The sequence below is a fragment of the Actinokineospora diospyrosa genome (genome assembly GCF_024171925.1).
Taxonomy (GTDB): domain Bacteria; phylum Actinomycetota; class Actinomycetes; order Mycobacteriales; family Pseudonocardiaceae; genus Actinokineospora; species Actinokineospora diospyrosa.
In genome coordinates this window covers 69090-81276 of sequence record NZ_JAMTCO010000001.1, presented here as the reverse complement: position 1 = coordinate 81276, position 12187 = coordinate 69090, and the positions used below count along the sequence as shown (strand labels likewise).

Annotated in this window: 9 protein-coding genes; 4 read left to right on the top strand and 5 right to left on the bottom strand. The window is 67.2% G+C overall.

From position 1 onward, the window contains the following. The first annotated feature begins 34 nt into the window (after window positions 1-34). Genes LV75_RS00340 through LV75_RS00330 form a run of 3 tightly spaced genes read left to right on the top strand, consistent with a single transcriptional unit; the run spans window position 35 to window position 4938 of the window. Window positions 35-3079, top strand: coding sequence for a DEAD/DEAH box helicase (locus LV75_RS00340; protein ID WP_253884521.1), 3045 nt, complete (start codon window positions 35-37; stop codon window positions 3077-3079). Next, window positions 3072-3878 carry an SWIM zinc finger family protein gene (locus LV75_RS00335; protein ID WP_253884520.1) on the top strand — a complete coding sequence of 269 codons (807 nt, stop codon included), beginning with the start codon at window positions 3072-3074 and terminating at the stop codon, window positions 3876-3878. The genes LV75_RS00340 and LV75_RS00335 overlap by 8 nt, the downstream gene beginning before the upstream one ends. A gap of 13 nt (window positions 3879-3891) precedes the next feature. Then, window positions 3892-4938: a DUF2293 domain-containing protein gene (locus LV75_RS00330; protein WP_253884519.1), complete on the top strand. Its 1047-nt coding sequence runs from the start codon at window positions 3892-3894 to the stop codon at window positions 4936-4938. A 5-nt stretch (window positions 4939-4943) separates the two neighbouring features. Here the strand turns inward: LV75_RS00330 and LV75_RS00325 are convergent, their stop codons facing one another. From LV75_RS00325 to LV75_RS00310, 4 genes are all read right to left on the bottom strand, one after another. Next, window positions 4944-5858, bottom strand: a complete 915-nt coding sequence (locus tag LV75_RS00325; protein ID WP_253884518.1) for a neutral zinc metallopeptidase — start codon at window positions 5856-5858, stop codon at window positions 4944-4946. Between the two features lie 66 nt (window positions 5859-5924). Next, window positions 5925-6848: an NADP-dependent oxidoreductase gene (locus LV75_RS00320; RefSeq protein WP_308210804.1), complete on the bottom strand. Its 924-nt coding sequence runs from the start codon at window positions 6846-6848 to the stop codon at window positions 5925-5927. 33 nt (window positions 6849-6881) lie between these two features. Then, window positions 6882-7601 carry an SDR family oxidoreductase gene (locus tag LV75_RS00315; protein ID WP_253884517.1) on the bottom strand — a complete coding sequence of 240 codons (720 nt, stop codon included), beginning with the start codon at window positions 7599-7601 and terminating at the stop codon, window positions 6882-6884. A gap of 26 nt (window positions 7602-7627) precedes the next feature. Beyond that, complete coding sequence (locus tag LV75_RS00310; protein WP_253884516.1) at window positions 7628-8317, bottom strand: ferritin-like domain-containing protein; 690 nt, start codon at window positions 8315-8317, stop codon at window positions 7628-7630. A 466-nt stretch (window positions 8318-8783) separates the two neighbouring features. On the opposite strand from LV75_RS00310, the gene LV75_RS00305 reads away from it, so the two are divergent. Continuing rightward, window positions 8784-9266 carry a Shedu anti-phage system protein SduA domain-containing protein gene (locus LV75_RS00305; RefSeq protein ID WP_253884515.1) on the top strand — a complete coding sequence of 161 codons (483 nt, stop codon included), beginning with the start codon at window positions 8784-8786 and terminating at the stop codon, window positions 9264-9266. A 3-nt stretch (window positions 9267-9269) separates the two neighbouring features. Here the strand turns inward: LV75_RS00305 and LV75_RS00300 are convergent, their stop codons facing one another. Beyond that, on the bottom strand, window positions 9270-12077 hold the full coding sequence (locus LV75_RS00300) for a vitamin B12-dependent ribonucleotide reductase (protein ID WP_253884514.1): 2808 nt from the start codon (window positions 12075-12077) through the stop codon (window positions 9270-9272). Window positions 12078-12187 lie beyond the last annotated feature (110 nt).

Below are 12187 nucleotides of genomic sequence, written 5' to 3'. Positions count from 1 at the left end.
GCCAACGGATGCCCCACCGGGATCGTCGGTCCCGGTGGGTAGTGTCTACCGGGTGTTGGCGCTGCACTGTCTGGTCACGGCCGCCGGAGAGGTAGCGCTCTGGGCGGAGGACTCAACGCTGCCCGCGCGTCGCCCCGGTAGGGCCTCCAAGGTCGTCGTGGCGCACCCGTTCGCGGTACCGGCCCGCACATTGGCGGGATTGGTCGCTGGCGTGTCCGACGAGGTGCCGGTGTTGTTGCCGTCGTACCCGTCCGGTCCGGTCGCCTCCCCTGAACTGGTGCTCGACCCGCTGGCGACCCGGGTCGCCCCGCGCGGGCAGGTGCGCCTGACGCCGTGGCGAGTCCCCGTAGCGAAGATGTCACCGGCCGTGTTCGCTCGACACGGCGTCCCTCGGCTTGGTGACGTCCGCACAGGCGCAAGCGTGCGGTTCCTGACGACTGTGGTGGCCTTCGCCGAGGACTTGGTCGACCGGGGTCGGGTGCTGCCCACGATCGTGAGCGAGGAGGACGGGCTCGTAGCCCGCTGGCGGCCTGCCCTGTCGGGAACCGACTCGGCGCGCTATGCGCGCCTGCGGGACGCAGTACCCCCGGTCTTGCGCGCCGCCCAGGTCGAGGGCCTGGTAGGTAGGCGAGCCGAAGACGTGCTGCAACCCGCTCTAGACGCGTTCGTGGATTCACTGGCGCGCGCCCGATTGGCCGGGATCCGGCTCGGCCCCGTCAGCGCCACCACCACGTCGGCTTCTCGTGCGCTGCTGGTGGCGCTAACCGGGGATCCACTGCTGGAGGTCGCGCCTGACCAGGCAGCGCAGTTGGCAGACACCCTGCGCACCTGGCGGTCGGCGGTCGAGTTCGATGGGCCAGTCCGCGCTTGCTTCCGGCTTCGCGCCCCTGAAGAGGACACGGACAACACCCTCGACCCGACGTGGACATTGGAGTTGCTGCTCCGCGCCGTAGACGACCCGAGCGTGCTGGTGGAAGCCGACCAGGTGTGGCGCGGTGACGGTGGCACGGTGCTGCGTCGTTGGGTGAGCCGCCCGGACGAGTTGCTGCTCGCCGAGTTGGGGCGCGCGACCCGCCTATTTCCCGATCTGGACAGCTGCCTACACGAACACGCCCCGGTAGGGCTAAGTCTGGACACGGAAGGAGCCCACCGATTCCTGACCGCAGCCCCCGCACTCGATCAAGCTGGCTTTGGGGTCTTGCTCCCTTCAGGGTGGCGTCCGTCCTCGGGTGTAGGCCTGCGATTGACAACTACGAGTCGAGGCACAGCAGGCACTGTTAGCCGGAACTCGATGCTGGGTAAGGGCGAGTTGGTCGACTACCGCTGGGATCTCGCGGTGGGCGACCTAACGCTAACCGAGCAAGAGTTGACCGAACTAGCGGCGGCCAAGGTGCCGCTGGTTCGGGTGCGTGGACGTTGGGTGCAGGTCGACCAACGTGGGTTGGCTGAGGGCTTGGCGTTCTTGGAGCGCGCGAGGACCGGGCAGATGTCGGTCGGTGAAGTGCTCGACCTGGCAGGGATGCCCCCAGACGAGGACAACTTGCCGATCCCGGTCGTGGGCATGAGTGGCTCAGGTTGGTTGGCCGATCTCCTGAGTGGTGCCATCGAAGCCCACCTAGATCCAGTCACCACCCCAGAGGGCTTTACCGCTGAGCTGAGGCCCTACCAGCGGCGCGGTGTGGCGTGGCTGGCATTCCTCGACAGTGTCGGCTTGGGCGCTTGTCTTGCCGACGACATGGGCTTGGGCAAGACAGTTCAGCTCTTGGCACTAGAGGCAACATCTCGGGCGAAGGAGAAGAAGCCACCGACGTTGTTGGTGTGCCCCATGTCGTTGGTGGGCAACTGGCAGCGAGAGGCCGAACGGTTCACGCCAGGTCTCCGCGTCCACGTCCACCACGGCGCGGACAGGCTCGCAGGGGCTGACTTGGCCGACGCGCTCGACGGGGCAGACCTGGTTCTCACCACCTACGCCATCGCAGCCCGTGATGCTCCCTTGCTGGCAATCCTGCCGTGGGACCGGATCGTGTTGGACGAGGCCCAGAACATCAAGAACAGCGCGTCTCGCCAGTCGCAAGCAGTGCGGTCGTTGCCTGCCCGGCACCGGGTAGCACTAACAGGCACGCCAGTGGAGAACAGGCTGGCCGAGCTGTGGTCGGTGATGGACTTCGCCAACCCTGGCCTGCTCGGCCCTCTAGCCCGCTTCCGCGCGCGTTTCGCGGTTCCCGTAGAGCGACACGGTGACGAGGAAGCGGCGGCACGGCTGCGCAGGATCACCGCGCCATTCGTGCTGCGACGAGTAAAGACCGACCCGGCGATCGTCGACGACTTGCCGGACAAGCTGGAGATGCGCCAGCTGTGCAACCTCACCGCCGAGCAGGCTTCGCTCTACCGCGCGGTGGTCGACGACATGCTCGTGAAGGTGGAAGAAGCCGAGGGGGTCCAGCGCAAGGGGCTCGTCTTGGCCACGATGACCAAGCTCAAGCAGGTGTGCAACCACCCCGCGCACTTCCTCGGTGACGGGTCACGGATAGCGGGGCGCTCCGGCAAGCTCGCCCGACTCGAGGAGACACTCGAGCAGGTGCTCGCCGAGGGCGAGCGGGCGCTGTGCTTCACCCAGTACACCGAGTTCGGCGCGATGCTGGTGCCGTACCTGGCCGCACGGTTCGACACCGAGGTGCTGTTCCTGCACGGCGGGACTTCCCGTGCGCAGCGCGACGCGATGGTCAGCCGGTTCCAGTCCGGCTCGGGTCCGGCCATCTTCGTGCTGTCGCTCAAGGCGGGCGGTACCGGGCTGACGCTGACCGAGGCCAACCACGTGATCCACCTGGACCGCTGGTGGAACCCCGCGGTCGAGGACCAGGCGACTGACCGGGCGTTCCGCATCGGGCAGCGCAAGGACGTGCAGGTGCGCAAGTTCGTCTGCATCGGCACGCTGGAGGAGCGGATCGACAAGATGATCGAGGCCAAGCGGGCGCTGTCGAAGCTGGTGGTGGGGTCCGGGGAGAGCTGGCTGACCGAGCTGTCCGACGGCGAACTCCTCGAACTGGTGGCACTCTCCGCGGAGGCCGTCGGTGAGTGACGACGAGTGGTGGCGCACGCCGAGCAAGCCGATCCCGGTGGAGGACGGCCTGCGCATCACCGGTGACCGCAAGAACATCGGTAAGACGTGGTGGTCACGCCGGTTCGTGGATTCGCTGGAGTCGATGGGGCTCGGTGGCCGCTTCGAGCGCGGTAGGCGTTACGCGCGCGCAGGCCAGGTGTTGAGCATGTCGCTGTCGACAAGCATCGTGGTCGCGCAGGTACAGGGTTCCCGGCCGGAGCCCTATAGGGTGCGGATCGGCATCAAGGCGTTCACCGAGGCCGAGTGGGTCGAGGTGGAGAAAGCGCTTGCGGGACAGGCTCTGTTCCTCGCTAAGCTGCTCGCCGGTGAGCTGCCGCGCGGCATCGAGGAAGTCTTCGACGGAATCGGGCTGCGGTTGTTCCCCGTCAGCGCTAGGGAGCTGTCGATGGACTGCTCCTGCCCGGACTGGGAAGTGCCGTGCAAGCACTTGGCCGCGATCTGCTACCTCTTGGCCGAGTCCTTCGATTCCGACCCATTCGAGTACCTCGCGTGGCGCGGACGTAGTAGGCAACAGCTGTTGGACGGGCTACGCGAATCCCGTGAACAGCCCGTTGAGGCTACCGACGATGCGCTCGTGGACCTGCTTGACGACTTCTGGGGATCGCCGGTGACCGTGCCAGCGGTCGCAACGGTCCGGGCGGCGCCAGACGCGGTGCTGGACCAGCTTGGCCCGTTACCGCTGACGGTCGGCGGACGGCCTCTGGTGGAATGGCTCCGGCCCGCGTACCGAGCGCTGGCCGACGCAGACGAGCAATGAGCGGAGGACCCTGGTGAGCGGACGGCTGGACCGCAGGGTGACTGCCGTGGCCGAGGAGCTCTTGCAGCGCAAGAAGGTCGTAGTGCCGCTGGAAGTGCTATCAGGTCTGGGTTGGCTGGGCAGCCGATCGGTGCAGTCGTGGGAGCTGGGTCGCGAACCGCACCTGGACAGCCTCGCCTCGGTAGGGCCTGACCGCCTGGTGGAAGCGGTGACCTACCTCCACCAGTGGGCAGCGGACAAGGGGCTACGCAAGTCCGAAGTGGACTACGTGTCGGCGACGAGGGATCGCCGATCCCTTCGGTTCAGCCGCTCCGGCGACGCCGAGGTCGAGCAGGCGTTCCGCATCCAGTGGACCGACCCGACGCTGTCGGAGGCGCGCCTGGCGAAGGTCGCGCAGCGGCAGGCGAAGGCGCCGGACCTGGTGGTGATCAGCCCGGACAAGCACTGGCACTGCGCGCAGTGCGGCGAGACAGGGGAATTCCACTTCCTGGAGGACGAGAAACCGCTGTGCCTCGACTGCGCCGACATGGACCACCTGGTGTTCCTGCCGTCCGGTGACGCGGCGCTGACCAGGCGTGCCCGCAAGGCCAGTGGACTGGCCGCTGTGGTCGTGCGGTGGAGCAAGTCGCGCAAGCGCTTTGATCGCCGGGGCATCCTGGTCGAGCGGGCAGCACTGGACAGCGCTGAAGAACAGTGCCTGGCCGACGAAGACTTGCGCGAGCGGCGTAAGGCTCGCGATCGTTCCCGTCGAGCCGCGCAAGACCTGGTGTTCCAGGCTGCCTTCGCTGAACGCATTGGTGAGCTGTTCCCTGGTCTTGCGTCTGAGCGCGCACATGCCATCGCTGAGCACGCCGGTACACGCAGCAGTGGGAGGGTCGGCCGGTCGGCGGCGGGCCAAGCGCTCGATGAACACGCCGTGACCCTTGCCGTGGTAGCCGCCATCCGGCACGAGGAAACCGACTATGACGCGATGCTCATGGCGGGAGTTCCTAGAGCCACCGCGCGGGAACGCATCCGGGATGACATAGATCGCGTACTGGGGCTGTGGCGGCAGGGTTAACGGATCTACTCGACATCGAGAGCGGTAGCTGACCAGGTATCGCAAGACGAGGTCTTGCCACCGTCCTTGCCACGCTTAGCCCAAGCAGCCTGGTTGCGCTGGGACCCGTGGGAGTCGGAGCTCAGGGTGTTGCCGAAACTCTCCACAGCCTCAGCGACGAAGTCTGCTTTAAGTGAGCCACCACGTTCAGCGGCGTCCAGGAAGAGGCCGCCGAAGCAGTTGGCCTGCAACTCCGTCCGCCGCGACATCCGCATAGCCTCCTCGTCCTCAGCAGCGTTCTCCTGCATAGCCGACGCGGAGAGAATGCCTGCCAGCGCCTGCATGTGGTGGCCGTACTCGTGCGCTAGCACTGCGAGGTGGAAGGGAGCGGAGTCGCCAGCAGCGTCCATCAACCGTTTCCGGGGCATGTAGATGGTCCGGTCACGGTTGCAGTAGAAGGCCAACGCCTCTTCTGCCGTAGGCGAGAACCCGCACTTGGGCTTGGGGTTGTCGGAGATGGATAGCTTCGCCGTCACAACGGGCTTTCCCGCGGCGTCTAGCGCTGGCTTCCATGCTCGATCAAGGCAGGCCAAGGCCTCCTTGTAGAACAACTCCAGCTCAGCAGCAGTGGTACCAAGAGCCGGGAGGGCACAGGAGGTAGCAGCAAGCTCACGCCCCGGAGTGAGCATGGAGTTCTGCGAGATCGCGCCAGGGGTGCCCGGCTCCGATAGCCCAGACTGCTCCCCCACCGCGTAGGCGGTGCCCGCGATCTCTCGCGAGCCCGTTGACGCCACCTTCCCGAGGATGGCGATCCACAGGACACCGACGATAACGCCACCGAGCACCCCGAACAGCACCAACGGCCGGTTGCGCGGAGGGACCCCGGTGTTGCCCACCGGGGTCCCGAAGTACGGCTCTTGCCCGATCACACATTCCCCCATACCCGCGATGGCCGCAGCAGGGCGAACGACTCCCCCGAGCCCGCGCGTGTAGCCATCATAGAGCGGCTAAGGGATGACCAGCACCACCCTTCCGCGACCGTGACCAGTCTCCACCTCGCGGTGCGCATCGGCGGCGTTGGCGAGCGGGTAGCGCGACCGGACGTGGGCACGCAGCAGCCCTCGGTCATAGAGGTCGACCAAAGCGGCCAGCCGCGTCGCCGAGCGAGTTCCACTCACCCTTCGTACCCCGAACTCGGCGAACCGGTCCCACACGACAAGGGTGACGATGCGGTCTCTACCAACCCCCAACTCGATCGAGGCTTCGAGGGCCACCACCCCTGCTCCATCAAGCGCGGCATCCATCCCCCGCGGCGCTACCGCACGCACCCGGTCGACCAGGCCGTCGCCGTACTCGACCGGGATAGCGCCCAGGTCACGCAGGTAGTCGTGGTTGGCCTGCCTGGCCGTCGCGATGACAGTGGCCCCGCGCAATCGAGCCAACTGGATCGCCATCGTGCCGACCGCGCCCGCCCCGGCATGCACCAGCAGCGTCTCCCCCGCGCGGACCCCCAAGTCCTCGACCGCCATCGCCGCGGTCTGCGCCCCAGCGGTGAACGAGCCCGCAACCTCCCACGGCATGCTCGCGGGCTTGCGCACGACGTTCTCAGCGGGGGCGATCCGGTACTCCGCGTAACTGCCGAACACGGCAAACCCGAGCACGTCGTCACCGACCGCGACCGAGTCGACACCATCGCCGACCGCGTCCACCACCCCGGCGTACTCGTTGCCGATCACCTGGGGCAGCACCGCGGCCTGGGCCGGTGGCCCTGTCCCCTGGCGCACGGCGATGTCGAACGGCTGCACCCCGGCCGCGCGCACCCGCAGCCGGACCTCACCCGGGCCCGGCTCGGGCAGCGGCAGGGTGATCGGGCGCAGCACATCCGCCGCACCGAACTGGGTGACCGCGACCGCGGTCATCGTCTCGCTCATGACACCAGCTTCGGACCTCCACCAAAGTCGAGGTCAAGGGTGGCGGAGATCACCGGCGAGGAAGTCCGCGAACTCGACTGTGCCCTCGGCATGCGCAGGGGTCAGGTGGTGCCCCGCACGGTAAGCGGCGAAGGTTCGACCCGGTAGCCATACCGGCACCCGGGCCGCCTTACGCCCAGCAGCGGCCAGGTACTGCCCGGCGAGATCGCGGGCAGTCCACACGGTAGGTCCGCCGAGGTCGGTGGTGCGACCGCGAGCCGGGCCGCTCGCCAACTCGGCCAACCGGGCAGCCACCGTGCCCGTGTCGACCGGCTGAAACGACAACGCCGGGTAGAGCAAGAGGAGGCGCTGAGGGGCGAACAGCTTAGCGATCAACTCGTGGAACTGGGTGGCACGCAGGATCGAGTACGGCAGGCCCGACTCCTCGATCAACCGCTCGGCAGCAAGCTTGGTCCGGTAGTAGGACAGCGGAACCCGATCCACGCCGACGATGGAGATGTAGACGAGGTGCGGGCTACCGGCCTGCTTCGCCGCCGCGATGAGGTTGGCCGTGATGTCCACGTCCTTACGCCCGAGTGTCGTCGCGCAATGCACTACGGCGGTCACCCCGGTAAGAGCTTCCGCGAGGCCCTCCCCCGTGAGCAGGTCGCCGCGGTAGCCGTCGCCGGTGCGGGTCAGCACCCGGGCATCAGGCAGGGCACGCACGACATGCCGCCCCAACACGCCAGTGCCGCCGGTGACGAGGATGGACATGGAAACCTCCCGGGTCGTCGATCACGTCACGTGGTAGACCCCGCGGCCACCCGGTTCGTGACAGCCGGCAGCGTCGTGGCCGCTGTGAACTCGGTCATGGCCTCCCGCACGAACCCCCGCCGGGAAACCCCCAACACACGCAGCGCCGACCCGTGGTCGACCGCCACGACGAGTACAGCACCGAGGAACAGCACCTGCCACGCGGCCCTGGTGAACGGCGAAAGATCACCCAACCGGGACATGTGGAACGGCACGTGCCTGCGCTCATCCGCCAAGAGCCGCGCGGCGACCTCAGTGGTGATCCGATCAGCCGACCCATCACGCAGGATCCGGTAATAGGCGAGCGCGACAACCTCGGCGACCATCAGGACCAACAGTTCCAGCTTGAGTCCGAGTGCTCTGCGCAGCCAGGCGAACACGGAGTCACTCCAGTGGGACTTAATGGTCTCGGCTCCCGCGGCCTCTAGTAACCGCGCCAACATCCGCGCGTGGTTCTGCTCCTCCGCGATGAACAACTTCACCGCAGCGCCGTAGGCACCGCCACCAGCCTTCTCAATCAGATTCGCCCCATCACCGTCTTCGCCTACCTGGAACCGCTGCACACTCTTGACGACGACAGGATGCATCTCGACACCCTCGTCCCAGTCAGGCTCCTGCCTGAGCATCCGCCGCGCAGCCTCTTCGGTGAACTCTTCCAACCAGTCAACGTCGTTCATGCCCACGACAATGCCTTGGCGGACAAGGAGACCGTGCGATCTTCACCGGTCCCTCACCAACTCCGGCCCGCGCCTCCACCCCCACCCCCAAACAGCCACCGTTCGCACAGGCTCACGGGGAGACAGGCCGAGCCGTGTAGAACGATGCAGGCCACTTGATTGCGAGGCGACAGTGACGTTGACGAGCGCGAGCATCCCCCTGGGCCCACTAGCCGGGACCGAACTGACCCTGTGGTGCACCAAATCCGGCCAATTGGCGACAGTGCCGGGGCCAGGTCACCATTGAGCCCACCATTGCCGTCCGGGATACCCCTGACGAGGTCCTACGACTCCTGGAGCGCGGGAACACTGCTGAACCGCTGTCCGCGGTCCAGTTGCGCGTTCGCCGCGACCAACTGGCCACCGTGCGTGAGACAGTGCGGAACCCGGGAGCATTGAGAGGGACGGACTCATCAACGCGTGGTGGATGTTCGGCGGGGAGTTCGCGGGCGAAGCGGTGCGCCGCCGCTTGGTGGACACGATCGAGGTCGACATCCCCTGGTTGCGGCCGGATGGCGTGCTCCACGTCGTAGAACTGAAGCGGGCCGACGTGCCGGTCGTGCGACGGCATCGCAACGGAACCATCGTCACGACCGCGGTGAACGAGGCGGTCGGCCAGGCGATGACCTACCTGACCTTGCTGGACGAGCAGCGCGCCGCGGTGCTGGAGGAGTTCGGTATCGACACCCGCCGGGCAGGCGCGAGCGTCGTTGTCGGTCACCCCGACTTCCAGGCTGACTTCACCGCCGCGGAGATCCACCAGACCATGCGGATCTTCAACAGCCATCTCAGCCGGGTCGAGGTCATCACCTACGGGCAGTTGCTCGACCGCGCGGAACGGGTGCTCGACCTGCTGGGAAAGCCTGACGGGGTGCCTGCCATGTCGGCTGGCACCCCGTCAGGGTCCTGAGTACTAGCTGCAGCCAGAAGTGGAGCCGCAGCCCTCGCAGACGTAGCAAGAGCCAGCGGGACGCATCTTCGTGCCGCAGGTCATGCAGAGCGGGGCGTCGGCGGCCTTACCAAGGTGCAGTTCGAGCAGTTCGGTCGAGCTGTGCGCCTCGACCGGAGCTGCGGCCTCCACTGCCGGGCGCGGGGTAGCCTCAACAGAGGAGCGCATGCCCTCTAGGTCCACATCCGACGGTCCGTTGTAGTCGGCGGCTACCTGGGCGGTGCGCTCGTCGGCGGTGAAGATGCCGAGCTGGGCACGCTTGTCGTAGGGCAGGTAGTCCAAGGCGAGCCTGCGGAACAGGTAGTCCAAGACGCTGGTGGCGATCCGCACGTCCGGGTCGTCGGTCATGCCAGCGGGCTCGAAGCGCAGGTTCTGGAACTTGGAGACGTAGAACTCCAGCGGGATGCCGTACTGCAGGCCGACCGAGATGGACATGGAGAACGCGTCCATCACGCCTGCCAGGGTCGAGCCCTGCTTGCCCAGCTTGACGAAGATCTCGCCGAGACCGTCGTCAGGGTAAGAGCCCGCGTGCAGGTACCCCTCCGCGCCACCGACGGTGAACGAAACGGTCTGCGAGGGGCGCTTCTTGGGCAGGCGCTTGCGCACCGGGCGGTACTCGACGACCTTCTCCGGCTCGACCTTCGCGTCGGCCTTGGCGCCCTTGCCCGCCGACAGCGGCTGGCCCACCTTGCAGTTGTCGCGGTAGATCGCCAGCGCCTTGAGGCCCAGCTTCCAGCCCTGGAAGTAGATCTCCTGCACCTCGTCGACGGTCGCCGCCTCCGGCATGTTCACCGTCTTGGAGATCGCGCCGGAGATGAACGGCTGCACCGCGGCCATCATCCGCACGTGGCCCATCGGCGCGATCGACCGCTCGCCCATCGCGCAGTCGAACACCTCGTAGTGCTCGATGCGCAGACCCGGGGCGTCCACGACGTGGCCGTGCTCGGCGATGTACTCGACGATCGCCTCGACCTGCTCGTCCTGGTAGCCGAGCGAGGACAGCGCGCGCGGCACGGTCTGGTTGACGATCTGCATGGAGCCGCCGCCGACGAGCTTCTTGAACTTGACCAGCGCCAGGTCCGGCTCGATCCCGGTGGTGTCGCAGTCCATCATCAGGCCGATGGTGCCGGTCGGGGCGAGCACGCTGGCCTGGGCGTTGCGCCAGCCGTTGCGGCCGCCGATCTCCAGCGCGGCCTGCCACTCGCGGGTCGCGACGCGCTGCACCGCGGCGTCGTTGGGGTGGTAGGTGCGGACCAGGTCGTTGGCGGCGGCGTGCTTGCGCATGACCCGCTGGTGCGACTCGGCGTTGCGCGCGTAACCGTCGAAGGCGCCGACGATGCCCGCCAGCTCGGCGGAGCGGCGGTAGGCGGTGCCGGTCATCAGCGAGGTGATGGCCGCGGCGAGCGCCCGGCCGCCCTCGGAGTCGTAGGCGTGGCCGGTGGCCATCAGCAGCGCGCCGATGTTGGCGTAACCGATGCCCAGCTGGCGGAACTTGCGGGTGGTGTCGGCGATCGGCTCGGTCGGGAAGTCGGCGAAGCAGATGGAGATGTCCATCGCGGTGATGACCAGCTCGACGGCCTTGACGAAGGTCTCGGCGTTGAAGGTGCCGTCCGCGGCGAGGAACTTCATCAGGTTCAGCGACGCCAGGTTGCAGCTGGAGTTGTCCAGGTGCATGTACTCGCTGCACGGGTTGGACGCGGTGATCCGGCCCGACTCCGGGCAGGTGTGCCAGGCGTTGATCGTGTCGTCGTACTGGATGCCCGGGTCCGCGCACTCCCAGGCGGCCTTGGCGAGCTTGCCGAACAGCGACTTGGCGTCGACCCGCTCGATGACCTCACCGGTGGTCCGCGAGCGCAGGCCGAACTGGCCGCCGGACTCGACCGCGTGCATGAACTCGTCGGAGACGCGCACCGAGTTGTTGGCGTTCTGGTACTGCACCGAGGTGATGTCGGACCCGCCGAGGTCCATGTCGAAGCCGCCGTCGCGGAGGACGCGGATCTTCTCCTCTTCGCGTGCCTTGGTCTCGATGAACTCCTCGACGTCCGGGTGGTCTACGTCAAGAACGACCATCTTCGCCGCGCGTCGGGTAGCGCCACCGGACTTGATGGTGCCCGCGGAGGCGTCGGCACCACGCATGAACGACACCGGACCGGAGGCAGTGCCGCCGGAGGACAGCAGCTCCTTTGAGGACCGGATGCGGGACAGGTTAAGACCCGCCCCGGAGCCGCCCTTGAAGATCAGACCCTCTTCCTTGTACCAGTTGAGGATCGAGTCCATCGTGTCGTCGACGGCGAGGATGAAGCAGGCACTGACTTGCTGCGGGGAGGTGGTGCCAACGTTGAACCACACCGGGGAGTTGAAGCTGAACACTTGGTGCAAGAGCATCCAGGTGAGCTCGTGCTCGAAGACGATCGCGTCGGCGTCGGTCGCGAAGTAGCCGTGCTCGATGCCGCCGGTGACGTAAGAGCGCACCACGCGGTCGATGAGCTGGCGCAGCGAGCTCTCCCGTACCGCGGTGCCCACAGCGCCGCGGAAGTACTTGCTGGTGACGATGTTGGTGGCGTTGACCGACCAGGAGTCGGGGAACTCGACACCGCGCTGCTCGAAGTTCACCGTGCCGTCGCGCCAGTTGGTCATCACCACGTCGCGGTGCTCCCAGGTGACCTCGTCGTAGGGGTGCACCCCCTCGGTGGTGTAGACGCGCTCCACCCGCAGTCCCCGCCGCGGTGTGCCCGCGACCTGGTCAACCGCGGTCTCGACGGTCTCGGTCATGCCCGGTCCCTCTCCCTCGTCACTAACGCCGTGTGCTGGTCTGGCCACGTCCGGGCTCCCCGTCCGATGCGGCCGAAGTCGTCCTCGACGCTCCCCACCCCGGGGGCGTC